The organism is Sporosarcina sp. resist (genome assembly GCF_014302295.1).
Taxonomy (GTDB): Bacteria; Bacillota; Bacilli; order Bacillales_A; family Planococcaceae; genus Sporosarcina; species Sporosarcina psychrophila.
The window spans coordinates 685,833-711,416 of record NZ_CP060287.1 but is presented as its reverse complement, the minus strand read 5'-3'; the positions used below and the strand labels follow the sequence as shown (position 1 = coordinate 711,416).

25 protein-coding genes and 1 riboswitch are annotated in these 25,584 nt (G+C 41.6%); of the genes, 13 read left to right on the top strand and 12 right to left on the bottom strand.

The window, feature by feature from the left end:
- Nucleotides 1-34 precede the first annotated feature (34 nt).
- Complete coding sequence (locus tag H7992_RS03455; protein ID WP_187046651.1) at nucleotides 35-367, bottom strand: YfhH family protein; 333 nt, start codon at nucleotides 365-367, stop codon at nucleotides 35-37.
- Complete coding sequence (recX, locus tag H7992_RS03450) at nucleotides 357-1,169, bottom strand: recombination regulator RecX (protein WP_187046650.1); 813 nt, start codon at nucleotides 1,167-1,169, stop codon at nucleotides 357-359. Before recX ends, H7992_RS03455 begins: the two co-directional genes overlap by 11 nt.
- A 108-nt stretch (nucleotides 1,170-1,277) precedes the next feature.
- On the opposite strand from recX, the gene H7992_RS03445 reads away from it, so the two are divergent.
- Both H7992_RS03445 and H7992_RS03440 read left to right on the top strand, forming a co-directional pair.
- Nucleotides 1,278-2,186 (top strand): TIGR01777 family oxidoreductase, encoded by a 909-nt coding sequence (locus H7992_RS03445; RefSeq protein ID WP_187046649.1) that lies wholly within the window; start codon nucleotides 1,278-1,280, stop codon nucleotides 2,184-2,186.
- Nucleotides 2,187-2,234: 48 nt separating this feature from the next.
- The gene (locus H7992_RS03440; protein ID WP_187046648.1) at nucleotides 2,235-3,038 is read left to right on the top strand and encodes a polysaccharide deacetylase family protein; all 804 of its coding nucleotides are present in this window, start codon (nucleotides 2,235-2,237) and stop codon (nucleotides 3,036-3,038) included.
- Nucleotides 3,039-3,171: 133 nt separating this feature from the next.
- Here H7992_RS03440 and H7992_RS03435 read toward each other — a convergent pair whose 3' ends face one another.
- Nucleotides 3,172-4,350: an MFS transporter gene (locus H7992_RS03435; RefSeq protein WP_067205786.1), complete on the bottom strand. Its 1,179-nt coding sequence runs from the start codon at nucleotides 4,348-4,350 to the stop codon at nucleotides 3,172-3,174.
- Nucleotides 4,351-4,948: 598 nt separating this feature from the next.
- Here H7992_RS03435 and H7992_RS03430 point away from each other — a divergent pair.
- From H7992_RS03430 to H7992_RS03420, 3 genes are all read left to right on the top strand, one after another.
- Nucleotides 4,949-5,125 (top strand): SE1561 family protein, encoded by a 177-nt coding sequence (locus H7992_RS03430; protein ID WP_187046647.1) that lies wholly within the window; start codon nucleotides 4,949-4,951, stop codon nucleotides 5,123-5,125.
- A gap of 29 nt (nucleotides 5,126-5,154) precedes the next feature.
- Nucleotides 5,155-6,696 (top strand): fumarate hydratase, encoded by a 1,542-nt coding sequence (locus tag H7992_RS03425; protein ID WP_067205783.1) that lies wholly within the window; start codon nucleotides 5,155-5,157, stop codon nucleotides 6,694-6,696.
- A 393-nt stretch (nucleotides 6,697-7,089) separates the two neighbouring features.
- The gene (locus H7992_RS03420) at nucleotides 7,090-8,994 is read left to right on the top strand and encodes a heavy metal translocating P-type ATPase (protein WP_187046646.1); all 1,905 of its coding nucleotides are present in this window, start codon (nucleotides 7,090-7,092) and stop codon (nucleotides 8,992-8,994) included.
- Between the two features lie 120 nt (nucleotides 8,995-9,114).
- On the opposite strand, the gene H7992_RS03415 is transcribed toward H7992_RS03420, so the two are convergent.
- Both H7992_RS03415 and H7992_RS03410 read right to left on the bottom strand, forming a co-directional pair.
- Nucleotides 9,115-10,113 carry a YihY/virulence factor BrkB family protein gene (locus H7992_RS03415; RefSeq protein WP_335339514.1) on the bottom strand — a complete coding sequence of 333 codons (999 nt, stop codon included), beginning with the start codon at nucleotides 10,111-10,113 and terminating at the stop codon, nucleotides 9,115-9,117.
- 52 nt (nucleotides 10,114-10,165) lie between these two features.
- Nucleotides 10,166-10,519, bottom strand: a complete 354-nt coding sequence (locus tag H7992_RS03410; protein ID WP_067205777.1) for a hypothetical protein — start codon at nucleotides 10,517-10,519, stop codon at nucleotides 10,166-10,168.
- Nucleotides 10,520-10,732: 213 nt separating this feature from the next.
- On the opposite strand from H7992_RS03410, the gene H7992_RS03405 reads away from it, so the two are divergent.
- Nucleotides 10,733-12,091 (top strand): alanine/glycine:cation symporter family protein, encoded by a 1,359-nt coding sequence (locus tag H7992_RS03405; RefSeq protein WP_067205774.1) that lies wholly within the window; start codon nucleotides 10,733-10,735, stop codon nucleotides 12,089-12,091.
- Between the two features lie 75 nt (nucleotides 12,092-12,166).
- On the top strand, nucleotides 12,167-12,388 hold the full coding sequence (locus H7992_RS03400) for a DUF1128 domain-containing protein (RefSeq protein ID WP_067205771.1): 222 nt from the start codon (nucleotides 12,167-12,169) through the stop codon (nucleotides 12,386-12,388).
- 60 nt (nucleotides 12,389-12,448) lie between these two features.
- On the opposite strand, the gene motB is transcribed toward H7992_RS03400, so the two are convergent.
- Nucleotides 12,449-13,207, bottom strand: coding sequence for a flagellar motor protein MotB (motB, locus tag H7992_RS03395; protein WP_187046645.1), 759 nt, complete (start codon nucleotides 13,205-13,207; stop codon nucleotides 12,449-12,451).
- Nucleotides 13,191-14,006 carry a flagellar motor stator protein MotA gene (gene motA, locus H7992_RS03390; RefSeq protein ID WP_187046644.1) on the bottom strand — a complete coding sequence of 272 codons (816 nt, stop codon included), beginning with the start codon at nucleotides 14,004-14,006 and terminating at the stop codon, nucleotides 13,191-13,193. The genes motB and motA overlap by 17 nt, the downstream gene beginning before the upstream one ends.
- A gap of 243 nt (nucleotides 14,007-14,249) precedes the next feature.
- Here motA and H7992_RS03385 point away from each other — a divergent pair, with 243 nt between their 5' ends.
- Nucleotides 14,250-15,482, top strand: coding sequence for an aminopeptidase (locus H7992_RS03385; protein WP_187046643.1), 1,233 nt, complete (start codon nucleotides 14,250-14,252; stop codon nucleotides 15,480-15,482).
- A gap of 329 nt (nucleotides 15,483-15,811) precedes the next feature.
- On the top strand, nucleotides 15,812-16,387 hold the full coding sequence (locus tag H7992_RS03380; RefSeq protein ID WP_067205761.1) for a beta-class carbonic anhydrase: 576 nt from the start codon (nucleotides 15,812-15,814) through the stop codon (nucleotides 16,385-16,387).
- A gap of 100 nt (nucleotides 16,388-16,487) precedes the next feature.
- Here H7992_RS03380 and H7992_RS03375 read toward each other — a convergent pair whose 3' ends face one another.
- Both H7992_RS03375 and H7992_RS03370 read right to left on the bottom strand, forming a co-directional pair.
- Nucleotides 16,488-17,033 (bottom strand): GNAT family N-acetyltransferase, encoded by a 546-nt coding sequence (locus H7992_RS03375; protein ID WP_067205759.1) that lies wholly within the window; start codon nucleotides 17,031-17,033, stop codon nucleotides 16,488-16,490.
- A gap of 7 nt (nucleotides 17,034-17,040) precedes the next feature.
- Entirely contained in the window at nucleotides 17,041-18,843 is a 1,803-nt protein-coding gene (locus tag H7992_RS03370; RefSeq protein ID WP_187046642.1) for a M3 family oligoendopeptidase, read from the bottom strand.
- A 160-nt stretch (nucleotides 18,844-19,003) separates the two neighbouring features.
- On the opposite strand from H7992_RS03370, the gene H7992_RS03365 reads away from it, so the two are divergent.
- Entirely contained in the window at nucleotides 19,004-19,735 is a 732-nt protein-coding gene (locus H7992_RS03365) for a tryptophan-rich sensory protein (RefSeq protein WP_187046641.1), read from the top strand.
- 285 nt (nucleotides 19,736-20,020) lie between these two features.
- On the opposite strand, the gene thiT is transcribed toward H7992_RS03365, so the two are convergent.
- Nucleotides 20,021-20,578 carry an energy-coupled thiamine transporter ThiT gene (gene thiT / locus H7992_RS03360; protein ID WP_187046640.1) on the bottom strand — a complete coding sequence of 186 codons (558 nt, stop codon included), beginning with the start codon at nucleotides 20,576-20,578 and terminating at the stop codon, nucleotides 20,021-20,023.
- Between the two features lie 80 nt (nucleotides 20,579-20,658).
- Nucleotides 20,659-20,760: riboswitch (TPP riboswitch) on the bottom strand.
- Nucleotides 20,761-20,998: 238 nt separating this feature from the next.
- Here thiT and H7992_RS03355 point away from each other — a divergent pair.
- The 3 genes from H7992_RS03355 to map all read left to right on the top strand — a co-directional run bounded on the left by H7992_RS03355 (nucleotide 20,999) and on the right by map (nucleotide 22,373).
- On the top strand, nucleotides 20,999-21,340 hold the full coding sequence (locus H7992_RS03355) for a magnetosome magnetite crystal formation protein family (RefSeq protein ID WP_187046639.1): 342 nt from the start codon (nucleotides 20,999-21,001) through the stop codon (nucleotides 21,338-21,340).
- A gap of 63 nt (nucleotides 21,341-21,403) precedes the next feature.
- Nucleotides 21,404-21,520: a hypothetical protein gene (locus H7992_RS24565; protein WP_231885760.1), complete on the top strand. Its 117-nt coding sequence runs from the start codon at nucleotides 21,404-21,406 to the stop codon at nucleotides 21,518-21,520.
- Between the two features lie 106 nt (nucleotides 21,521-21,626).
- On the top strand, nucleotides 21,627-22,373 hold the full coding sequence (gene map / locus H7992_RS03350; protein WP_067205745.1) for a type I methionyl aminopeptidase: 747 nt from the start codon (nucleotides 21,627-21,629) through the stop codon (nucleotides 22,371-22,373).
- 468 nt (nucleotides 22,374-22,841) lie between these two features.
- Here the strand turns inward: map and H7992_RS03345 are convergent, their stop codons facing one another.
- On the bottom strand, nucleotides 22,842-23,984 hold the full coding sequence (locus H7992_RS03345) for a DEAD/DEAH box helicase (protein WP_067205742.1): 1,143 nt from the start codon (nucleotides 23,982-23,984) through the stop codon (nucleotides 22,842-22,844).
- Between the two features lie 77 nt (nucleotides 23,985-24,061).
- A complete protein-coding gene (locus H7992_RS03340; protein ID WP_187046638.1) occupies nucleotides 24,062-25,513 on the bottom strand; it encodes an amidase family protein in 1,452 nt (483 codons plus the stop codon).
- Between the last annotated feature and the right edge of the window lie 71 nt (nucleotides 25,514-25,584).

Below are 25,584 nucleotides of genomic sequence, written 5' to 3'. Positions count from 1 at the left end.
ACTTGTCGGGGCTAAACGGCGCCTTACGCTTTTCTTATTTACCTTCTTTTACTGATTTTAGCATGGCAATCGGTAGCGCCTCATCTGCACGTTCGCCCCCGAGTCTGTAACCCCAGGCAAAACGTCCTTTTAAGTAGTCGACTTGAAAAAACATTCCTTCGTCCCCGTCAATTCGATACATTTCACCAGGCACAATTGTACTTGGGTCAATTAAATAAGATTGTGCCATAACCATTTTGCGTTGGTACACCGCATACTCATTAAGGATGCCCAATTGTTCGGATTTGCGCGCTTTTTCACGCAGTCTTCCGATTTCTGTACGTAATTCATGTTCTGTCATTGCACTATATTTTTTTTCAATCTCCATCTTCTTCATTCTCCTTTTTATCAATGAAATGATCAATTCGCTCAAACGGGATACCCTTTTGATACATCGCCTGTTTTACTTTGTCGTTCAAGGTCCGTCCACTAAATTTCGAGCTATAGCGACGCCATGCTTTCTCTCCTATTGAATCGGCGATGGATGTCCATTCATCTTCCTCGCGCTCAAAATTAATATTCGCAAGTGCTTGTTTAATAAGGTCGAAGGAATACCCTTTTCGAAGCAATGCATTTTGGATTTTTTGTTTTAATTGAGCTGGGGCTACAGAGCGGTTTGAATTCGCTGTCTTCTCTGCAAGTTTCGTTGCGATTTTAAGCTGTTCATCTTCCGAATAAGATTCAAGCACTTTAATCTGTAATTCCTTCCCTATCCCTCTTTTATGCATCTCTTGCTGAATTGCTTTGGGACCTTGACCAGATGAATCTTTCCGTGTTTGAAGAAGTGCATCTGAATAGGTTTCATCATTTAGAAACCCAAGGCTTTTCAACTTCACGAGTGCTTCTAGTACAATTGCTTCCCCATATCCTAATTCCAAAAGTTTTTTCTTCACTTCAAACTCACTGCGCATTCTGAAACCAAGATAATGGAGTGCTCGGTTAAATGCTTTCCGTATCTCGTCTTCATAGACCATCTCATCAATCGACCAGTCTTCAAGGGACATCCCTTTCGTTAGACCGAATTTGACAAGCACCGATTCGTGGACACTGTATGCATACTTTTCATCTAGGAAAATATTGTATCGTTCGAGATCTTTTTTCTGTTGTGATATTTTAGTAATAACAGGCACTTTTAACACGCCTCCCTTGCTTTCTTTTTAGTATACATGTTCCGTCCTTGTGCTTCAGCTTAATTGGTTTCAATATAGGGTATAGAATCCTAATGGGGGTGTCGGAAAATGAAAATAGTCATTGCAGGTGGATCTGGTTTTGTCGGACAGAAATTAACGGATACTTTATTGAATGAAGGCCATGAAATCATCATTTTATCCAGAAAAGATAGTAAAATTGATGGCAATATAAAATACGTTAAATGGCTTCAGGAAGATACCTATCCGGAAAATGAAATTATTTCAGCTGATGCCTTCGTCAACCTTGCCGGCGTATCCATCAACGAGGGGCGTTGGACCGCTGAACATCGTAAACAAATCTACGCAAGTCGAATGGAAGCAACCGATGAATTACTGCGAATCATCTCCGCTTTGCAAACAAAACCGGCTGTACTTGTAAACGCTAGTGCAATTGGTATTTATCCAGCATCGGAAGATAATGTTTACACAGAAGAATCACTGGATTATGCGGACGACTTTCTCGGTCAGACTGTAACAGACTGGGAAAAGAAAGCAGTATCAGTCGAATCTGAGGGTATACGCGTCGTATTTATGAGATTCGGGGTCATACTCGGAATAGACGGCGGAGCATTGCCACTTATGGTACTGCCGTACAAATTATTTGCGGGAGGACCAGTCGGCTCAGGCAATCAGTGGGTATCTTGGGTGCATATAGAAGATGTCGCACATGCAATTGCTTTTACACTCAGCAATCCACAAGTATACGGACCCGTAAACGTCACATCACCCTTTCCCAAACGAATGAAGTACTTCGGTAAAACAATCGGTTCAGTGTTACATAGACCACACTGGATACCAGTTCCTTCATTCATAATGAAAATAGTGCTTGGTAAAAAAAGCGCACTCGTTCTAGAAGGTCAGCATGTCTTACCCGAAAAACTACTGAACAACGGTTTTAAATTTCATTTTCCGACGCTAGAGTCTGCACTAAATGATTTGTACAATAAAGACGTATAGTTCGGCTTCATCTGCGCATCCTACCCTAAAAGGAAAGGTGCGTTTTTGATGATAAAAAAACATGGACCAGGTATTTTATTAGCAACTTTCATTGTAATGGTAGGATTTGTTTTTAATCCATTTTCAGCTAAGGCAGATGAATTTCATTGGGGCTTCAAGAAAGCTACAGGGGGGATCCAGCCTAGTGCTGGCGCTGCACTTGATTCAATGCTCGATAAACATGGGGCCATTTATAAAGGAAAGCCTGACGAAAAAAATGTCTATTTGACGTTCGATAACGGCTATGAAAACGGCTATACGGAAAGTATTTTAGATACATTGAAAAAAGAGGACGCTCCGGCGACATTCTTTCTCACGGGACATTACTTAAAAAGTGCTCTCCCCCTCGTCAAACGGATGATTGCGGAAGGCCATGGAATCGGCAACCATACGTATGGACACCCGAACTTGGCCAATCTATCCGAACAGAGAATGGAAGAAGAATGGACTAAATTCGACAAGCTGTTGAATGAAGTAACCGGACTCGAACGGACATACTACACTAGGCCTCCTGAAGGCGTATTCAATGACAAAGTCCTCGCCAAAGGCAACGAACTCGGATACAGGCATATTTTCTGGTCAGTCGCATTCATTGACTGGTACGCCGATAAACCCAAAGGTCGTGACTTTGCTTATGGTGAACTAATGAAACAGCTACATCCCGGCGCCGTCATTCTAATGCACACAGTTTCGCCTGATAACGCACAAGCTTTACCTTCCTTTATCCAAGACGCCAAGAAAGCAGGTTATACTTTCCAAACGCTTGACGATCTTGTTTTGGAATACGAAAACGTCAACTCGATTTTGAGGTAATACGAAATGCGTAAGGCGCCTGCTAGACAAGAACAAAAGCGCAAGCGCCTGTTAAGGAACGCAGCTTATCCACAGTACGTGATTTTATAGTTTCCTAAGCTTAGAAAAAGCGTCCATTATTGGACGCTTTTTCTTATGCTGCAATCGGGCGTTGCTTCAGTTTCCCAATAAAAGAAACAACGAACAACACAGCCAAAAACAATGAAATCAGCAGTAGGAAACTAAACCCGGCATCAAACTCTAGGAAGAGACCACCCAGAAATGGACCTGTCAAACTGCCTAAGCTAAAGAAAATTCCGCATAACAAGTTCCCCGTCGGTAACAGATGCTTCGGTGTCAAATCGGACATGTACGAAATACCAAGGGAAAAAATAGAACCTGAAAAAAGTCCAGCAACGAAAAACATAACTATAACAGCAGTTATAGATGTTTCCATAGTACTTGCGATGAAAAACGAGATTGATCCACCTCCGAGTGCAGCAAGAAAGACAGGTCTTCTTCCTATCTTATCGGATAGCATACCAAGAGGTAACTGAGAAATAATCCCTCCTACAGAAAATGTGGCGAGAATAATTGTTACAGATGTAAATTCAATGCCATTTCTGAGCGCATATACCGGATACATCGCGTTAAGTGTTGACTCAAGAAAACCGTATCCAAATGGCCCTAGAAAAGCAAGCCAAGCAACAGCCATCGTTCCTTTAAAACGTGCGGAAAGTCGTTCATTATCGGACTTTCCTTTCATAATATCCGGGAAGTCATTTTTCAGCATGAAGACTAGCGACCATGCAAGCATGCACAGTAATCCCGATACAATGAACGGTAAGCCTTCAAACACATTGACAAGTGGCGCGAATAAGGGACCCGCCGCAAATCCGACGCCGAATGACAAACCATAAATCGCAATATTGCGACCCAATCTTTGTTGCGGTGAAAAACTAGTAATCCATGTTTGAGTTGAAAAATGAAGTGCATGGTCCCCGATGCCAATAAACAACCTAAGTACGTACCAAAACACGACGCTTTTCCATAATGGGAACAGCAGTAACGATATAAAAACAAGCATCCCGCCCCCAACAATAATTGGCTTATAGCCAAAACGCCGGAGCGGCGCCTCCATAAACGGTGAAACAAGTAACGTTCCTATGTATAAACCCGTAGCATTCAAACCATTCATTGAACTCGAAATGCCATCCTTTTCGAAGATGGCCGAAATAAGCGGCAACAGCATGCCTTGTGAAAATCCAGAAATCGAGACAATAATAACAAGTATCCAAAAACGGCGCTTCTCTTGTTGTGAAAAAGTATCCATGAATAACCGCTCCCTGCTTTAAAGATCATTGTATAATTTTAGCACATGAAAACGGTGATTACGCAAAAAAATATAAAGGCCCAGTCCATATCTGTTTGTCAGATTACGGCTGAGCCTTTACGTATGAATTGAACCTTCACTTTCCATCTGCATAAGTCGTATTAGTCTCCTGGCACACTGCCAGCGGACACTTACGAATCCCCTCCTTCTTAAATTCTTTCACTTCGTCTTTAACCTGTTCTCGCTACCTTTCTATAATTTTATGTTTACTTCTCACATTTACATTCAAGCAATCACTAACGCTGTCTGTATTTTTTTGAGACTCCACCTCCACAGGACTAAATTTGGGTATAACGATACCTACATTGTTGAGCTTTCTTTTTTTTAATTAAAGTTCTCAACCTCCTTGGTTTCCGTTGTGATTACCCTTACCGTCATCCTCCCTTTCGTTTGATTAAATGAATCATAGCACATAGATTATGTATTGTAAAGATTATGTTAAAAAGAATATTCAACTACTTGAAAAGGTTCTATTCCCCTTCATTGATAAATTCCGTTTTTTCGTTTACGCTTATACTAATGAAAAGAGGTGTACGGATTGGACAAAGCACAAAATAACGGACATGTTGAAGGATTAAAAACTAGGCTTCATCAATTTCTTGAAACGCTGGATACAATTGAACCAGAAACAGCTGACCTTCAGGAAATCGATCAGCTAATAAGTTTGCTAGACGACCTTGAAGAACAGATGGAAAAAATCAAATTAGATAAGTAACAGGCTATAACTACAGGGGGAAATCGAGAATGTACATAGAACAACTTGAAAAAAGCATGTATGATCTCATCTGCGAAACTTCCACGAATCTTCCAAAAGATGTGCGTCGAAAAATCCTTGCAGCAAAAGAGCTAGAAGATGCCGGTACACGAGCAGCAATGAGTCTTGAGACGATTACAAAAAACATCAATATGGCTGATGAAAAAATGTCGCCAATCTGCCAGGATACCGGCATGCCAACATTTAAAATCAAAACACCAGTCGGAGTCAACCAAATTGAAATCAAGGCCGCTGTTAAGCGCGCAATTGTACAAGCCACAAAAGACACTAAACTCCGTCCAAACTCTGTCGACTCACTGACGGGTGATAATAGCGGAGATAATCTTGGTACAGGTGTCCCCGTTGTGAAATTTGAACAATGGGAACAAGATCATATCGAAGTGAAACTGATTCTAAAAGGCGGCGGCTGTGAGAATAAAAACATTCAATATAGCCTACCTGCAGAACTCGACGGACTTGGTCGTGCTGGACGCGATCTTGATGGCATCCGTAAATGTATTTTACACTCTGTTTATCAAGCCCAAGGGCAAGGGTGTTCTGCGGGTTTCATTGGCGTCGGAATCGGCGGAGACCGCGCTTCGGGCTACGAACTTGCGAAAGACCAACTTTTCCGCGAAGTAGACGACCTAAATCCGAATCCGAAACTTGCTGACCTTGAAGAATATGTCCTGGAATCAGCAAACAAACTCGGCATCGGTACAATGGGCTTCGGTGGCGAGGTTACCCTCCTCGGTTGTAAAATTGGCGTCATGCACCGGATCCCTGCAAGCTTCTATGTTTCTGTAGCATATAACTGTTGGGCATACCGCCGAATGGCTGTGGATATCGATGCTGGATCTGGTAATATTACGAACTGGCATTACAATGATGGAGAAAAAATTGCTTTCGCACAAGATGATAATAATCAAGATGAAGCGAAACAAACTGCACGTACTGTCGAGCTCATGGCCCCAATTTCAGAAGAACAGATCCGTGATTTAAATGTCGGCGATGTTGTTAAAATCAGCGGAATGATGTATACAGGTCGTGATGCGATCCATAAATACTTATCAGAAAATGACTCACCTATCGATCTTGATGGACAAATCATTTATCATTGTGGCCCGGTTGTGATGAAAAATGAAGATGGTAGTTATGAAATCAAAGCTGCGGGACCCACAACATCAGCACGTGAAGAACCATATCAAGGCGACATCATGAAAAAATTCGGAGTGCGTGCTGTTATCGGTAAAGGCGGTATGGGTCCGAAAACGTTGGCGGCTTTAGAAGAACATGGCGGCGTCTACTTAAATGCAATTGGTGGTGCTGCGCAATATTATGCCGACTGTATTAAAGCAGTCGAGGGTGTCGACCTTCTTCAATTCGGTATCCCTGAAGCAATGTGGCATCTGCGCGTTAAAGATTTCACCGCAGTTGTGACGATGGACTCGCACGGCAACAGCTTGCATGCTGATGTCGACAAGTCTTCGCTTGAAAAACTGTCTCAGTTTAAAGAAAAAGTTTTTAGCTAATTGAGTAAGGTATCTTAATGTCGGAGTAATCCCGGCATAAGATGCCTTTTTTTAATTAGACGTTGGTTAATAGTCCGTGAAGTAGAGCGAACTTGCGGAAATCTATACGACAGTCTAAAAACTCTATGACCAATCCACCGAACTGGACGACAGAACTAGAATAATCTGCGGTAAGCCTCACTAACTACTAACTCCCTCATCCCAACCTTCAATACAAAATAGTATCTATTTCTTTTCCAGTTGGATATACTATGCTTATTAACAATAATAATTATCAAATGATATCAATTATCATCTATCAACATTAGTCGGTTCCCATCAATGGGAACCGACTTTCATACTTTAATGAGCCATTTGAAATTGACTATCATTATCAATTAGGAGGTAATAACTGTGACTACTCTCACTGAACAACAGCCAAAAGAAGCTATAACATGGCCAGCACATCTTGAACTGATTGCTGCGATTCTATCAGGTGCACTAATTCTTACAGCTTGGATAAGTGGTAAGTACGGATTGGAAACCCTTTCTGTCCCCCTCTATATCACCGCCTTTTTTATAGGTGGATTCGCCAAAGCGAAGGAAGGTATTGAAGATACGATTAACGACAAGGAACTGAATGTCGAGATGCTAATGGTGTTCGCAGCAATCGGTGCTGCATTTATTGGATACTGGGCGGAGGGAGCGGTCCTTATTTTCATATTTGCACTCAGTGGTGCGCTTGAAAGCTACACGCTAAATAAAAGCCATAAGGAAATCTCCGCACTTATGGAATTACAGCCTGAAGAGGCGTGGCTCCTTCAAGAAGATGGTACTGCTATTAAAGTGGCGACCTCTTCCCTAATGGTCGGATCCATTCTACTCGTCAAACCAGGTGAAAGGGTTCCGGTCGACGGGAATATCACTTTTGGTGTTTCTTCCATCGATATGTCTGCCGTTAATGGAGAATCCATTCCCGTCACAAAAGAAATCGGCGACGAACTATTCGCCGGTACAGTCAATTTAAGCGGTGCTATCCAAATAAAAATGACAAAGCCTAGTTCTGAAACACTTTTCCAAAAAATCATTACACTTGTTCAAAGTGCCCAAAGCGAGAAATCACCTTCACAGCAATTTATAGAACGATTTGAAGGAACGTATGTAAAAGCCGTTATCATCATGGTGCTAATCATGATGGTTGTGCCTCATTATTTGTTTGGATGGGATTGGATGACTACGCTCTATCGGGCAATCGTCCTGCTCGTCGTTGCATCTCCTTGTGCGCTAGTCGCATCTCTTATGCCAGCGACACTTGCCGCGGTCTCTAACGGAGCAAAGAAAGGCGTTCTATTCAAAGGTGGTGTCCATCTAGAGCATTTGGGTTCACTTAAAGCGATTGCTTTTGATAAAACCGGTACTTTAACGAACGGTAAACCAATTGTCACAGACTTCTATGTACGTGATGGCGCAGATCCAGATGCAACACTAACGATGCTTGCAAGTATTGAATCCCAATCGAATCATCCACTTGCTGTCGCGATTACAAAATATGCGGTCAATAAAGGAATAACCTTAGACCGAAATCTTCACATTAAAGATGTACCTGGCCACGGTATCCGGGCAATTATTGATACACAAGAATTTCTCGTTGGAAATCCACGTTTTGTCGGCAAAGAATTGACAGAGGAGTTTCAGCAAGGCGTCGCCCTCTCTCTTGCCGATGAAGGTAAAACAATTATCTTCATGAGAGATGATAAAGGTATTATCGCTGCGGCAGCACTAAGAGATTCGTTGCGCCCCGAGGCCATCGAGGCCATCACACAATTGAAAAAATCAGGTATTTTAACAATCATGTTAACAGGTGATAATGAAAAAACTGCTGCCGCTATTGCGAAACAGGCCGGACTCGATTCATACGTTGCAGAATGTCTGCCGGAAATGAAAGTCAATCATTTGAAACGCCTCCTGATCGACTACAAAAACGTAGGTATGGTCGGTGACGGGATCAATGATGCACCTGCACTTGCTACCGCAACATCAGGTATCGCAATGGGTGAAGGTACCGATGTTGCACTTGAAACAGCCGATATCGTTCTAATGCAAAATGACTTGAGACGTATCTCTTATGCCATCAAGTTATCTCGTAAAATGCAGCGGATTGTGAAACAGAATGTCTTGTTCTCCATTTCAATCATTTTGGTGTTAATTGTTTCAAACTTCCTGCAAGTCGTTGATCTGCCGCTTGGCGTTATCGGCCACGAAGGTAGCACTATCCTTGTCATTTTAAACGGGCTTAGGATGCTGAATCACATTGAATAATTCATTTATATCTCTCTAACGATATAATTGGAATAGAGATCCCCTTGTAAGGCGCCTTCGCTCCGTTTATATAGGTATTCACTCGTTCAACATATATAGAAAAAAAGCAATGCGTCATTGTTACATGACTGCATTGCTTTTTGCTTTTGCTCTTTTCAACTGAGTCCTCTCAAATGTGACGGCATTCAGCTGTCCGCCCAGTATCAGAATTATAGCTGAGAAATATAACCACATCATTAATACAATAATTGCTCCGATACTACCATATGTACCCGAATAGCTTCCGAAGTTATTGACATAGTATGAGAATCCAAATGATGTCAGAATCCAGCCTACCGTAGCAAATAATGCTCCTGGCAGCACACTTATAAAGTGAATTTTTAAGTTAGGTACCAGCCAATAAATAAGTGAAAACACGAAGAAGATTAGTACAGGCGGCAATACCCAGCGCAGACTACCCCACAAAGTGATGAATCCATCTTCAAGTCCCATATAAGAGAATACTAGTACGCCAATCTGTTGCCCGAACACTGGTAATACAAGGGCGACTACCAACACGGCGACGAGTAAGATAGTAAAGACAACCGACATACCGCGGGCCACGATGAACGAACGTGATTCCTCCGTAAAATAAGATCGGTTCAAAGCTTTCGTCAGTGCGTTCATTCCTTTAGATGCTGACCACACCGTCGCAAGTATCCCAAATGATAGTAAACCACCATTGCGGTTTTGCAAGATTTCTTTTAATGTGTCCTCGATTAGCGTAGCAACGCTCTCTGGTGCATAGTCTCGAATCAATAAGAGAACTTCCGCTTGGTTAAAGTTTAGATAAGGTAACAATGTCATTATAAAGATTAGTAGGGGAAAAAGGGACAAAAGGAAAAAGAAGGCGAGTTGCGAGCCAATGCCCGTCACGTCGACTTTTTTTATCCGGACAAGCAGTTCTTTGAAAAATCCATTTGTTGTCGTGACATCAAATTGCTCAAGTTCACCTTCTTTTACATCATCCAAAAACTTCATGGCTGCGGAGTCTGCCATAAAGCCATCCATCTTCTCCTTATACTTGCTAGTTTTCTCTTCTTGGATCGGTGTAGGTGTTGAACGTTCATCATTCTTCAAACTTTCGTCACCCCTTTCAATACAGTTTACTTTTAAAACCGACACTATATTCCTATGGTGTTTCACTAACAATTGACTTGTATTCATCTTTCGATTCAACAAATGCATCCTTTGTGTCCATGACTAAACCTTTAACTTGTGGCGTAAGTGCTTTTAACTCTTCTACTTGTGCTTTAATATATGATGCATCGTCCGATAGTTGTTCAAAGACAGACTTATACTTGTCTTTCTTCTCTTCCAATTTCCATCTTAGCACATCAGTATTTTTCGCATAATACTTCATTTCCGATATACAATTATTTGATTTCTTTACGATATGTTTCCGCGTACTCCGATCGAACATACTTACAACCGCACCCGTAAGTGCACCAACAATAATAAACGTACCAAATTTGCTATTACCCATTATAAGCCCTCCAATTCAAACTCTTTCGCATATACAATTATACCCCAGCTAAAGGAAATACAAACAAATTGTCGAATTTAAAAAATAAAGCTTGACGAATGATGATAATTTTCGGAATATTGACAATAGGGATGACGAATTAGAGAGACTGAGAGGATGTGAGCTAAAAGGGAATAGGGATTCACGAAAAATAAATTACTTGGGGGTAATGAAATGGATGGATTAACAGCTTTTTTGGATAAGGCCAGCGGATTTATTTGGGGACCGCCTTTGCTTATCCTTCTCGTCGGAACAGGTATCTTTTTAACATTAAGACTAGGACTTATTCAAATACGTATGTTGCCTTATGCACTAAAACTCGTTTTCTCAAGAAATCAGGATAAAACATCAGAAGGTGATATTTCTCACTTCCAGGCACTGATGACAGCGATGGCCGCCACAGTCGGCGTGGGGAACATCGTCGGAGTTGCAACAGCAATTTACTTTGGTGGTCCAGGCGCTGTGTTCTGGATGTGGATGGCCGGATTCTTCGGGATGGCTACAAAATATGGAGAAGCAATTCTTGCAGTTAAATATCGGGTCAAGGATGCCAATGGACAAATGGCGGGCGGACCAATGTACTATCTTGAACACGGTCTGAAAATGAAATGGCTCGGCGTCTTATTCGCTATTTTTGGCGCGATTGCAGCATTTGGAATCGGTAACGGAACACAATCGAAAGCAGTTGCCGATGTCTTGAATTCAACGTTTAGTGTTCCCCATTGGATTACAGGACTTGTTCTTGTTGTCTTAGGCGGAATGGTTATTATTGGAGGCATTAAAACGATTGGTAAGGTTACATCGTTTTTCGTCCCGGTTATGGCAGGTTTCTATTTAATAGCAGGTTTAATCGTAATGATTTTGAACTTCAACTTGATTCCAGAAGCTTTTGCAACGATATTCAAATTTGCGTTTACTGGTGAAGCAGCTGTTGGGGGCGCAATCGGTGCGGCAATCCGTTTCGGGGTAGCACGTGGTCTCTTCTCCAATGAGGCAGGTCTTGGATCTGCTCCGATTGCTGCTGCTGCAGCTAGAACAGACTTACCAGGTCGTCAAGCACTCGTTTCCATGACACAAGTATTATTCGATACCCTAATCATCTGTTCAATTACCGGGGTAACAATCGTCATGTCTGGCATGTGGAAAGACAAGAGCATTGAAGCCGGCTCTCTCACAGCTGCCGCGTTCGGCGAGTTCCTTGGAGGTGCTGGGCCGATTGTTGTTGCAATCGGATTGATATTCTTTGCAACATCAACAATTTTCGGTTGGGCTTATTACGGCGAGAAGTGTTTCCAATACCTATTCCCGAATCCTAAAGTTCTAATCTACTACCGTATTGTATTTATTGGAGTCATCTTTGTTGGTGCTACAGCAACTCTTGATGCTGTTTGGTTATTCGCTGACGTAATGAACGGACTCATGGCAATACCAAACTTAATTGGACTTCTCGGGTTATCTGGGGTCATCGTCTTTGAAACAAAACGCTTCAATGCAAAACTCAAAGAGGAAAGAGAAGCAGCAAAACGAGGTTGATTTCCAATTCTATTTGACAGTCCGGGAGAATAATGAAATGATAGGTCCAAAGCTTATCGAAAGGTGGACTATACTATGGATTTATCTAACCCAACACCAGAAAATGTTTCTTATATGATTGACAAAATTACAGAAAAACTTCGTATGGTTAATTCAGCCGCTATGAATCCGGAGAATTTCAGCACATCTAAATATGATGATTTGTACTATATGTACAAAATGGTCATGAAACGCACTAACATTACACCAAATGAAATGCAGGCAATTGCAGCTGAACTTGGTACGCTAAGAAGTTAAGCAATCAAAAAAGATTCACCGGTATGAATTTACCGGTGAATCTTTTTTCTTTGGATAAATTTATTCAAATGCAGTTCCATCTTCTAGTACAAGTGGCTGGATCAATACTTCTACCCGACGGTTTTTACTTCTTCCATCAGCTGTTTCATTTGATTCGATTGGCTGAAACTCGCCGTATCCTTTCGCACTGAATAAAAGTGGATTGATCTCTTCATTTCTCACAATACTTTTCAAGAAATTCACCGCTCTCATTACACTAAGCTCCCAGTTCGATTGAAATTGAGCATTTCCAATCGGAACATTATCCGTGTGGCCAGTGACGACGATATGACGAGGTGGGTCAAAAACAAGAAGTTCCGCAATATCATCTGCAATCCCTATATATTCAGGATTGATATCTGCCATTCCTGGACTAAAGAGGATACTGTCTCTAATTGTCACTAATAACCCTTCATCCGTCAGTTTGGTTTCGAACTGATTCTCCAGTTCATTCACCGCAATATACTCATCTACTCTATCCTGGATTTCACCAAGTGACTTCTGATCTTCTATATAGGATGTATTCTCATCGTTGCTACCAACCGAATCCTTCGGTATCGGCACAGGTGTAGGCGCCGCATTATCCATCACACCTTGTCCACTATCAAATATTTCACTGAACACCGCTGACATCTGTTTAAGTTTGAATTCATCTACCGAGCTTGAGGCAAATAGCACGATGAATAACGCGAGAAGAAGAGTCATAAGGTCGGAGTATGGCAAAAGCCACGACTCATCTATATGATGGTCATCCTTTTTTCTCTTACGTCTCTTCGACAAACTCCCCAGCCCCCTTATCACTATTGTTTGTAACAGCTAGCTTTCGGCGTTCTTCCGCAGATAGATAAGAAGACAGCTTCTGCTCAATAATGCGCGGTGCTTCCCCTTCAAGAACGGAGAGGACCCCTTCAATCATCATTTTCTTCTGTCTGACCTCTTCGTGCGATTTACGTTTTAATTTATTCGCAAATGGATGCCAAAGTACATATCCAGTAAAAATACCAAGCAATGTCGCAATAAAAGCTGCCGAAATCGCATGACCAAGCGCATCGATATCATTCAAATTCCCAAGTGCTGCAATCAGACCTACGACTGCCCCGAGAACCCCTAGTGTCGGCGCGTACGTGCCAGCCTGTGAGAATATTTGTGCTCCGGCAGAATGCCGATCTTCCATGGCCTCCACTTCTTCACTTAACACATCACGAATATAATCGGCATTTTGCCCATCAATTGCGAGGCCCAATCCATTTTTCAAAAACGGATCATTAATTTCATCAGTTTTTGCTTCAAGCGATAATAATCCTTCACGTCGCGCAATATCTGCCCAACTCGAAAACATACGGATAATATCGGAATCGGAAGCAAGTTTCTGTTCTTTAAAAAGTACGCCAAATAATTTAGGTACACGTTTTAACTCATTCATTGGAAATGCAATGATAACAGCTGCAAGTGTTCCTACAATTATTATTAGTATAGCTGCCATATTAAATAAGCTATCTACCGGGACACCTTTCATCGTCATACCGACAAGAAGTGCAACAAACCCTAATACTAGACCAATTACTGTTGATAAATCCATAAGTTGACCCTCCAAGTATTCCATTCTTCTTCTTATTTCGGCATCTCCGGCCTATTCTTTAGGTGAACAGAAGTAATAAATATATGCAAGTTTTCATACTGTCACAATTTATCCTGTAAAAACCCTAATGGCTAAACTAACAATCCGTGGAGATGAAGATTAACTTTTTCAATACATTTGACGTTGCAGGCCGGGCCTATAAATTGGTACTATTATAGAAGATAGAGGAAGGAGTTTTTATTTATGTCTACTTTCGAAAAACAATTATCCCGCTATGCTGAACTTGCAGTAAAGGTTGGGGTCAATATTCAACCAAATCAATACCTTTATATCAGTGCTTCAACAGAAACAACGGAATTTGTCCGTCTTGTAACTGAAAAAGCTTATGATGCGGGTGCACGTCAAGTATTTGTTGATTGGTCCGATGACACGATTTCCCGACTGCGTTATGAAAAAGCTCCAGCTGATTCTTTTGCTGAATTCCCTGAATGGAAAGTAATGGAACGCGAAACACTTGCAGAAAAAGGTGCTGCATTCATGAGTATCGTGTCCCAAAGTCCTGACTTATTAAAAGGAATTGAGCCATCGCGCATTGCCGACTCACAAAAAGCCACTGGACAGGCACTCGACAAATATCGGCAGTATGTACAGTCTGATAAAATCAGCTGGACAGTCATCGCCACCCCTTCAAAAGCATGGGCAGCAAAAGTGTTCCCAGAGCTCCCAGAAGAAGAACAGATTTCGGCACTTTGGACTGCAATTTTTAAAGCAGTACGTACAGACAAGCAAGACCCAGTGCAAGAGTGGATTAATCATGACAACCATCTGCATGCCAAAGTCGATTACTTAAATAACAAAAGATACCGCAAACTTCATTACAAAGCGCCAGGTACTGACCTGATTGTAGAATTGCCCGAAGGTCACTTGTGGTGTGGAGCCGGTAGCGTCAATGAGAAGGGAGATACTTTCATGGCTAATATGCCAACAGAGGAAGTATTCACTGTCCCTCTAAAAACGGGCGTCAACGGCTTTATATCAAGCACAAAACCGTTAAGCTATGGTGGAAATATCATCGATAACTTCAAATTAACATTTAAAGATGGACGAGTAACTGAGATTTCAGCCGAACAAGGTGAAGAAGTCTTGCAACGTCTAATTGATACAGATGAAGGTGCAAAACATCTTGGTGAAGTCGCACTTGTTCCACATGCATCACCAATTTCTCAATCGGGTCTGCTTTTCTATAATACATTGTTTGATGAAAATGCATCGAATCACTTTGCGCTCGGCAGTGCCTATTCATTTTGTATTGAGGGTGGCAAAACGATGGCACGTGAAGATCTCGTAAAACATGGCTTAAACCAAAGTATCACACATGTAGACTTCATGGTTGGTTCTGGGGAAATGGATATTGATGGAATTAATGATGATGGCTCTTCAGAACCTGTGTTCAGCCATGGCAACTGGGCTTTCTAATAATCGTCACAATTAGGTAAAACATTTCATGAACCCCTTAAATAATTTGGGTTTTTACTGTATACTGATGATAGTACCTAAACTAATAATTTTGAGAGGGGTCATATATATGGGCTTGATGTTCACTACAGTTATCGGCTTTATGGTTTGCCTTGGTATAACAGCTATGTTCACAATGCACTTTCTGTCTTCGGCTATGATTTCCGCCGATTCTTCAACAATTGATCCAAAACCAGACACAAACTTCTAAGAGTTGCCTTTAGGCAGCTCTTTTCTTTTTACATATTTTCAAGTATGATAAATAAAAACTTACAGAATGGGAGTATACGATGACAATTCTTTCAGAAATACTTGATTTTAATGATACATTTGTAGCTGAAAAACAATATGAACAATACGCAACAACAAAGTTTCCCGATAAGCGAATTGTAATATTAACATGTATGGATACAAGACTGACTGAGTTGTTGCCTAAGGCGATGAACTTAAAAAATGGCGATGCTAAAATTATTAAAAGCGCCGGTGCAGTCGTCACACACCCATTTGGCGGCATTATGAGAAGCTTGCTTGTAGCAGTTTATGATTTGCAAGCTGATGAAGTTTACATTGTCGGGCATCACGATTGTGGAATGAGTGCTGTCGATACAGGTCTCATTATAGAAAAAATGGTCCATCGCGGGATTGATAAAAATATCTTTAAAACTCTCAAGTACTCCGGTGTAGACATGGAAGATTGGTTACATGGGTTTGGCGATGTGACGGAAAGCGTCAAGATGAGTGTGGATGCTGTACGAAATCATCCCCTTATGGACAAAAAAGTAGCCGTTCACGGACTTGTCGTCCACCCTAATACTGGGAAGCTCGATATCATCATAGATGGCTATATGCACAATTCCAATGATTAAAATCGACGCATTTCCCGGGAAATAAACAAAAGCCGATTCCTATTTACAGGAATCGGCTTTTTATTTTAGCTATTAATTTCCGCAATGCGGTCTTACCCTTTCAAAAATCATCCTCCACAATAGCGTAGATATAATGGTCTTCCCAGACACCATTGATATAAAGGAGTTTGCGCAGCAGTCCTTCTTGGAAGTACCCAGACCTCTCCAGTACTTTTAACGAGCCGCTATTACGGGGTGAGACATATGCCTCGATCCGATGTAAAGCGACTTTATCGAATGAAAAATTAGTAACAAGACGAACCGCTTCCGTACCAATTCCCCTACCCGTTTCACGCTCATCGATTGAATAGCCGACAAAACCACTGGAAAAAGGAAGTCTTTTAATACTGTAAAGCGAGATATGACCAATTAGCCTACTTGTTGCCTTTTCGAAGATACCGAAGTTATATTCCCTTCGGTCCCGCATTTGATAAATTGACTCCCTTATTTTCTCTCTTTGGACAGCCACGGTAAAATAACTACTTTCGTGCCGCGGTTCGAAAATAGACCAGTATTCTTTATTAGCGCTAAGTAATTCCGTGAAGCTAAATGCGTCTTCCTCTGTCAATATTCGTAAATAACAAGTTTGCCCTTCAAGCAAAATCAATTCATATTCACCCTTTTACCGAAGTAAGTTCCAAGAACTCCTCAACATCTTTTATGCATAACGCTACGCCTTTTGCCCAAAACTCTTGTTTCGTAATATCCTCACCAAGATGCTTCATCGCAAGGTCTTCAACACTCATAACCGCAGTGTCCCGTAAAAGCGCCATATATTTCTGTTCAAATCCTTCTCCATCTTCTAAAGCTTTTGCATAGATGCTAAGGGAGAACAAATAGCCGAATGTGTACGGGAAATTATAGAATTGCACGCCCGTAATGTAGAAATGGAGTTTCGACGCCCAGAAGTGTGGATGTACCGTATTAAGAGCGTCTCCGTAAGCTTCTTTCTGCGCTTCTGCCATTAACTCGTTCAATCTTTCAGCCGACACGATGCCATTTCTTCGTTCTTCATAAAATCTCGTCTCAAAAAGGAATCTCGCATGGATATTCATAAAGAATGCAACACTACGTTGAATTTTATCTTCCAGTAATGCAATCTTTTCATCCTTCGTTTCCGCGGCTTTTACAGCAGCATCTGCGACAATCATCTCTGCAAATGTCGATGCCGTTTCAGCTACGCCCATCGCATATTGGCGGTTCATCCAATGCACTGGACGCAGTGCATATGAATGGAACGCGTGACCCAATTCATGGGCAAGTGTTGCAACGTTCGACATTGTTCCGCTGTAAGTCATGAAGATACGGGATTGTTCGGATGCTGGCATACCCGTACAAAAACCACCTGGACGTTTATTCGGGCGATCTTCCGCTTCGATCCAGCTATCTTCAAACGCCTGGCGAGAAAAGGCTTCCAATTCAGGACCAAACTCTCCAAAGTGTTTTAGGATGAATTCTGCACCTTCTTGATACGACATCTTCTTTGTTGATGCTGTAACTGGCGCATCAATGTCATACCAGTTCATTTTGTTAGTACCTAGCATTCTCGCTTTGACTTGCAAGTATTCTACAAACGGGGCTTTATTTACACCAATTGCTCCCCACATTGCATCAAGTGTCTCTTCGCTCATTCTATTTCGGAGGAGTGGCTCTTTCAATACTGAATCCCAACCACGTTTTTTGTATACTTCAAGCCTAAAACCCGCAATATGGTTTAATGCAGATGCGAAGAAGTCCTCTTTTCCTTCCCAAGCTTCTTCCAACGCTTCAAATGAGCGCTTTCGCACATCTGCATTCTCATGCGAACTTAGGTTATTTGCCTGCCCAACGGAAAGTTCTTTCTCTTCTCCGTCCAATTCGATTTTGATTTTAATGTCACCAACGAGCATGTCGTATAACTGTCCCCACCCATGGTAGCCGTCTACGCTTAGCGACGTGATCAAACTCTCTTCTTCTTCAGACAGTTTCAGGTTGACCTCTTCACGCCATTCATTCAGTACAAATGCAAATTCCTTCAGTTCATCCGATTCCATTAATCCATTCCATGTATCCTCATCTGCTTTTGCCAGCGTTTGTCGGATTTTAAGCCCGATTGTAGAAAAACGTGCCCCAAGGGAGCCGGTTTCGCCTTGCAGTTGCAATGCTTTTTTATCTGTTGTATCCGCCGCAAGGAAACACCCAATAACGGCACCTGCCTGTGACAGGTCAAGTGCAACCTCTTTTAATGATTCAATAAGGTTTACAACTTCTTTTGACGCACCAGCTGACTGAGGAACTTCAAATGCAGAAGCCGTTTCTTCTAATGAACCTAACTTTTCTTTTACGCTATCCAAATGTATCCGTAGTTCTGTCGATCCACTTCCACCTTTAAAGAAAACGTCAAGATCCCATACTTCAGAATACGTTTTTTGCGTCACTATTATTCCCCCTTAATTCATTCAAAATTTTCTAAAAACACAACTTGATTATAACATGAATTTTCGGTATGCGAAATAATGCAATTGTGACGGAAGGTTCATACTTTCCTTCGCAGGTTCCACCATTCCTCTGTATACTATTCAGTAGGAGGATTTAAATATGTTTAGAATTATAATTATGACCTTTTCGCTCATTGCGGTCGTTCTAGTCAATGCAGCTGCGAATATAATGCCTATCAATGGAAAAACAACCGGGCAAATCTCTAATAGTTTACCGGTACTATTTACACCTGCAGGATATACCTTTTCAATTTGGGCAGTTATTTATCTGCTTCTCGCTATCTGGTTATACGGCTTTATGCGCAACACAGTAAACATTAATCATGCATTATTCAATCGGAGGGTAGTTTTGTTTGTGCTCAGCTGCCTATTAAATATCACTTGGATTTTGCTTTGGCATTTTGGTTTCTTCGGATGGACAATTATTATCAACCTGGTTCTTCTTTTAACACTGTTAACCATTTATTTTACTTATTCTATAAAAAATAGTCATATTCATGGTAGAGTTCCGATTGCTGTCTATCTAGGATGGGTTTTTGTCGCGACCATTGCAAATATCAGTTACGTCCTTACTTTGCATGAATGGTCTGGTTGGGGACTAAGTGACCCGCTATGGACCGTCATCTACTTGACTATCGCAACCGCTATTGCACTTCATTTTTTATACCATTACGCGGATATAGCATTTAGTGCTGTCTTCATATGGGCATTTATAGGTATCACTGTAAAAAACGGTGCTGATGAACTATTCGTCTCTGCCGCAGCCCTATTTCTTGCAGCTACAATCGCAGGATTCATGTTCTTCAGACGAAAGTCATTCACACCTAAATAAAAGTGCAAGACACTGTTTAGCCCCGACAAGCGCTGAAAGACTTGAAGACAAAGGCGGTCTTTGCCTTTTCGGCAAGACTGAAATTAAAGGAAGGCAGTCTAAAATCGCGACATCCTGTCGCAACAAGGAGGGATGTAGCTCAATCCCTCCCCACTGCATGACCCACTTCGTGTGGGCCCAGGGGCTGGCGTCTGGAGTCTAGACATCGATCCATGTAGAACAACTTATACTTTCTTACCTTTAAAAAAATCGCCGTCCTCCCACATTGGGCAGAACGGCGATTTTCTATTTTCTCTCTAAAAGACGCGGTGCTGTAGTGAATAATATTGACGCAACAATTGCTGATAATATTATTGAAGGTATCATGTAACTTGCATTGTATACGAGTGAATAGAGCCATACGGGCTGTCCCTCAGGTGCATAAGATGCAAAAAATACAATTCCACCAATGAAGTGAATCAAGTATCGAAGTAGGCCACCGATAACTGTCCCCACAACGATTGCTGTAACCATTGAGCCTTTGTTGCCTTTTACTTTACTACTTAACAGCCATGCAAGTGTAACACCTGCCACTCCAACCAACGTGTACGCCACGAAGTAATCAAGCGCAGCCTGTATTATATTAAAGACATAGCCTCCCATCATCAGTTGCAATAACCCGCTGACGAAGCCAGTCAGCATACCGCCTGCAATCCCCCATCTAAATGCCATGACAACAATCGGCAACATTGACAGCGTAACCGAGCCACCCTGTGGCATTTTAAAACCAATCTGATCAAGTACAAATGAAATTGCACCTAAAATAGCTATTTCAAGTAAAAGTTGAAGTCTTTTCCGATCCAAATTAATTCATCCCTTTCCTAGCTCAGCGAAAGATGTGGGCATAAAAAAAGACATCCCGAAATAGATGGGACATCGAATATGTCAATTTCCATCCACATTCCTACGCAAGAATAATCTTACAGGTTCTAAGGGTCAGGACGTGCTGTCCAATCTCAGCCAAATAGGCTCCCCCTGTGGTTCCAGTAATTTAGTTGTCTAGTTCATTGTATAAGATGGGGATCCTATAAGCAAGATGATTAACAGGGATGATAATTATCCTATATATGTTGAAATTAAGAATTCCATTAAATTCGCTGCGGCGCTAGGAGATGCCGCCAATCTCAGGCTCCAGTTAACCCTTGTATGGCCTCTTCGCCAAGTTTAATCTAGGGATTCATTTACTCAATATATATATAGTTAAACTAAAATGGAGGGATTCGTGTGTCGAACAATAAACTGTTAGCCGCCCTATGCTACTTTAGTGTCTTCTTCACCCCTTTACTTATACCCGTCATTATTTATTTCGTTTCGGATGACCGTGAAGTAAAACACCATGCCAAGCGCTCTCTCGTTTCACATCTTGTTCCTGTCGTACTTCTTATTGCAGGATTTATCATTTTTTCTTTTTCAATGTTTTCCTTTACCTACGACCTGAATGTAATGCCTAGTGGTAACTTTGGATTTTGGCAATTAACACCTGTCTTATTCATGCTAGTTTATGGAGTTTTGCTCATAGCAATTCTAATTTGGAATGTGTTTCAAGGTGTTAAAGTATTGAAGTGAATGTTTATAAAACCACCTATTCGGGAAAAAAGTAACAAATGCTGTGTTTAGGAGTGATTCGTAATGAATATTGGAAAATTATTAAAAACCGCTATTAAATTGGCGCCTATCGTCTATCCGATTGTTCGCAAAGTAATGAAAGAAAAAAAAGTAACAAGTACGACAATCCCAAAGAAATAATTCGACAGTCTGCAAACGTTTTTTAAGTTTGTAGGCTTTTTTGTTCAGCTCCATATGATATAGTATGGTATGGAAAAGAATGAACGGAAGAAAGGATTTGAACATAATGATTGCAAAAACTGAACAGGAAATTGAAGCGTTAAAGAAAATCGGCAAAATTGTTGCTGAAATCAGGGAAGCGATGAAAGAAGCAACTGTCCCTGGTAAAACGACGAAAGAAATTGATGACATCGGCGGTCGCTTATTCGAAGAAAAAGGTGCAATTTCAGGTCCTATCGCAGAATATGATTTCCCTGGATTTACATGCATCAGCGTCAACAGTGAGGTTGCCCATGGTATGCCTGGTTCCCGCGTGATAGAAGATGGAGATCTTGTTAATATTGACGTCTCAGGTTCCTACAATGGTTATTTTGCTGACACTGGCATTTCATTTGTTGTCGGTACACCCGATAATAAGAAACAACAATTATGTGATGTGGCTAAGAGTGCATTTGAACGTGCAATGACAAAAGTTAAAGCAGGTTCAAGCTTAAACCAAATTGGTAAAGCAGTTGAACGCGAAGCAAAAGAAAATGGCTTAAAAGTCATCAAAAACTTGACTGGCCACGGCATCGGTAAAGCGTTGCACGAAGAACCTTCGCATGTACTCAATTATTATGACGCATGGGATAAGACGCTTCTGAAAGAAGGAATGGTTCTCGCAGTTGAACCGTTTATCTCTGAAAAAGCAGAGCATATTATTGAATCAGGGGATGGCTGGACGTTCATTACACCAGACAAATCTCTTGTGGCTCAAATCGAACATACAATTATCGTCACAAAAGGCGAACCAATTATTTTGACGCAACTATAATTAGTGCCTAATGCGTTCTTTCAATATATATAGAAAAGGGCTGTCCCTGGAAATCCAATGCACTTGGATTCCTGGATAGCCCTTTTTATTATTGTCTAGATATGTGGTAATAAAGTATTCCATTAAATTCACTACGGTGCTAGGGGATGCCTTCACTCGATTTATATAACTATTTTCCCACGTCTATTGATTAATCAAAAATCACCAGTGAATAACATGATCACCTACTGGGCGCTACTTGTATTCACAACAGGATTACCGAAAAAAGTGTAGCTAGAAGTGACAGAGTCACTTCTAGCTACACTTGCCTCATGGTAAATGTGTCGTGAATAGTTTGCCGAAAGCGAACCGGAAATGATTCAGTGAAAACGGATTTTTCAAGCCCTATTCACCAGTATTTTATGCAAATAAATGGTTAATCAGCACACGTGCTATTTTCCCGACATATATAGATCCCTTGCGCTTGTCTTATTTCTTTTTAGGAGCTGCAATTGTTTTTGAATTTCCTTCGGCAAGATGGCCTTTATACCATACTTTTTGAACCGTTTTAATTCCTTTAGTCAGCTTACGATAATCTCGTTCTTCTGGGTACGACAACAATGTCAATACTTCCCCATCTCCGCCTGCTCGTCCAGTTCTGCCTGAACGGTGTAAATATTGCTCAACCGTATGTGGCACGTCGATGTGAATAACATGTGTTAAGCCATCAATGTCTAGCCCTCGTGCCGCAAGATCAGTTGCTATCAAAATCTTCAACTCGCCTTTACGGAAACTTTCCAATGTTTGCTGTCTCTCAAATTTCGTCATTTCTGAATGAAGAACCGCAATTGGTGCTTCGTTATACCTAAGCTTCATTTCTTTCATGCGAAGCTGATCCACATTATTAATAAATGCAAGAGCACGAATTCCATTCAAATAAGAAATCCCACGCAATACATCCGTTTTGTCCCGTGCATCCGTTTTCACAAATGAATGAACGACCTTACCCGATTTCGGCATTTCTTCCGCTCCAACTTGGATGCGGATTGGATCATTCATAAACTTGCTAGCAACAATTTCAATTTCATCTGTAATTGTCGCTGATACGGCAATAACTTGTCTTTCCGGATTTGCCGCTTCAATCATATTTTTCACAACGACACGATGATCACGCGCTAAAAGCTGATCGCCTTCATCAAGAACAATGTGACGAATATCATGCATTTTCAACTTTCTGACCTTGATAAGTTCAGCCAATCGACCAGGTGTTCCAACAACAATTGTTGGTTTTTTCTTCAATTGTTCAATCTGACGCTGCATATTGGCCCCGCCAATTAGTTGTGTAACCGTGATACCAGTTCCTGTTACCCATTCTCTGATAACATTAACGATTTGCATCGACAGTTCCTGTGATGGTGTTATAATCAGCGCCTGCGTTTGTTTTTTATCGCCATCAACCAATTGCAAAAGTGGCAATACAAATGCAAGTGTCTTGCCCGAACCCGTCGGTGACTCTGCAACGATATCTTTACCTGCCAGCATTTCAGGAATCATTTTCTCCTGGATTGGCATTTCGTACTCAAACTTCCATTTTTCTTTAAACATTTCGTCCATATTTTCTAAGAAGGACATCATTATCCCCACTTTCACTCTATTCCCTTCAGTTTATCATAATAGGCTCTGCTACACTCTATTTCTGACAAAACTGATTAAGGTTTTTTCCGTGCGTTGACACGCTGTTCGAACGCGTATGCATAGCCTATTAATTCAGGTTCAGTAAATGCTTTCCCTGAAAATGTAATGCCAAACGGTTCACCTGCCTCGGAATAGGCTGATGGAACAGTAACAGATGGGAAACCCGCTGCCGCTCCGAAACTGCATCCATGATCTTGTGGAAATACTAGTGCTTGAATAGCATGCTCATCAAGTGCTTTGCCAAGTGCGATGTCCCCTGCCAAATGACGATTGCGGAGAAGTGCCTCTATATAAGCCCTTTCCGTCAGCGTTCCACTTGTTCGCTCCACTTTTTCCAGCATCACTTGACCGAATTTCAATGTTTCTTCTGCATGCTCATTGTTGAAGTTGATAATATCGGTCAATGTACGAATCGCATTTGTTGCAGGTGTCTTCCCTAGATATGCATTCAAGGTCGCTTTAAATTCATAGAGAAGCACATTATAACCGAGGTCATTTTCCATTGTCCCTAATTCTACATCATCTATTATTACAGCACCTGCTGCCTCAAGTTCTTTGAGCGCGGCATCGAAAAGGTTCAAACGTTCCGTAGATGCTTCTCGTTCGAAAATCGTTCGTGCAACGCCAAGACGAACACCTTCAAGTGCTCTACTATCAAGCACAGACGTCCAGTCAATTCCTTCTAGACGGGATGCCTCCGCTGTTATAGGGTCTTCTGGGTCCGTGCCAATCAGCAGGCTAAATGTAATTGCTGCGTCGTGTACGGTCCTTGCCATAGGCCCCGGAGTATCCTGTGTGTACGAAAGAGGCATCACCCCTGTACGGCTGATTGTTCCTACAGTCGGCTTAATGCCAACGAGTGAGTTCTGCGCTGACGGGTTAAGGATTGATCCGGTCGTCTCCGTGCCAATTGCCACAGCTGCCATATTTGCTGCAATGCCTGCAGCGGCCCCCGAACTCGATCCACCGACATCAAATAAACCATATGGATTATTCACTTGACCACCACGTGAACTCCAGCCGTTCGTCATCCGATCGGACATAAAATTCGCCCACTCTGTCATATTCGTCTTTCCGAGAATAATAGCTCCCGCATCACGTAATTTCTTAACGTGAAAAGAATCCTCTGCCGCATAGAAATCCTTAAGCGCAAGTGACCCGCAACTCGTATGCATCATGTCGCGGGTCCCCATATTATCTTTCAATAAAATCGGAATACCATGAAGAAGTGAACGGATCCCTTTTTCCCGTCTTTCTACGTCAAGAGCCCTAGCAATCTGTACAGCTTGTGGGTTCAACTCAAGCACTGCATTTATATTTTTGTTCCTATATGAGATCGTGTCAATATACATAAACGTAAGCTCTTCAGCCGATAATTCTCCGCTACTCATCTTTACCTGCATAGCAGAAATTGTTGCTTCATCTAGCCAATCGCTTTGAAGTTTTTTTAACTTGTCATCTAACATCGGATTTCCCCACCATTCTGAACCTTATCGCACTAGTTTACCTCAATTGGTTAAACATAAGACAATACACG

What these genes read in the sequence shown, in the direction of transcription:
- H7992_RS03455 (WP_187046651.1), bottom strand. Translation starts at nt 367, where the DNA reads ATGGAGATTGAAAAAAAATATAGTGCAATGACAGAACATGAATTACGT.
- H7992_RS03405 (WP_067205774.1), top strand. Translation starts at nt 10,733, where the DNA reads ATGGATGGATTAACAGCTTTTTTGGATAAGGCCAGCGGATTTATTTGG.
- H7992_RS03400 (WP_067205771.1), top strand. Translation starts at nt 12,167, where the DNA reads ATGGATTTATCTAACCCAACACCAGAAAATGTTTCTTATATGATTGAC.
- H7992_RS03435 (WP_067205786.1), bottom strand. Translation starts at nt 4,350, where the DNA reads ATGGATACTTTTTCACAACAAGAGAAGCGCCGTTTTTGGATACTTGTT.
- H7992_RS03385 (WP_187046643.1), top strand. Translation starts at nt 14,250, where the DNA reads ATGTCTACTTTCGAAAAACAATTATCCCGCTATGCTGAACTTGCAGTA.
- H7992_RS03410 (WP_067205777.1), bottom strand. Translation starts at nt 10,519, where the DNA reads ATGGGTAATAGCAAATTTGGTACGTTTATTATTGTTGGTGCACTTACG.
- H7992_RS03345 (WP_067205742.1), bottom strand. Translation starts at nt 23,984, where the DNA reads ATGTCCTTCTTAGAAAATATGGACGAAATGTTTAAAGAAAAATGGAAG.
- H7992_RS03445 (WP_187046649.1), top strand. Translation starts at nt 1,278, where the DNA reads ATGAAAATAGTCATTGCAGGTGGATCTGGTTTTGTCGGACAGAAATTA.
- H7992_RS03440 (WP_187046648.1), top strand. Translation starts at nt 2,235, where the DNA reads ATGATAAAAAAACATGGACCAGGTATTTTATTAGCAACTTTCATTGTA.
- H7992_RS03425 (WP_067205783.1), top strand. Translation starts at nt 5,155, where the DNA reads ATGTACATAGAACAACTTGAAAAAAGCATGTATGATCTCATCTGCGAA.
- map (WP_067205745.1), top strand. Translation starts at nt 21,627, where the DNA reads ATGATTGCAAAAACTGAACAGGAAATTGAAGCGTTAAAGAAAATCGGC.
- H7992_RS03380 (WP_067205761.1), top strand. Translation starts at nt 15,812, where the DNA reads ATGACAATTCTTTCAGAAATACTTGATTTTAATGATACATTTGTAGCT.
- motA (WP_187046644.1), bottom strand. Translation starts at nt 14,006, where the DNA reads ATGGATTTATCAACAGTAATTGGTCTAGTATTAGGGTTTGTTGCACTT.
- H7992_RS03340 (WP_187046638.1), bottom strand. Translation starts at nt 25,513, where the DNA reads ATGTTAGATGACAAGTTAAAAAAACTTCAAAGCGATTGGCTAGATGAA.
- H7992_RS03365 (WP_187046641.1), top strand. Translation starts at nt 19,004, where the DNA reads ATGTTTAGAATTATAATTATGACCTTTTCGCTCATTGCGGTCGTTCTA.
- H7992_RS24565 (WP_231885760.1), top strand. Translation starts at nt 21,404, where the DNA reads ATGAATATTGGAAAATTATTAAAAACCGCTATTAAATTGGCGCCTATC.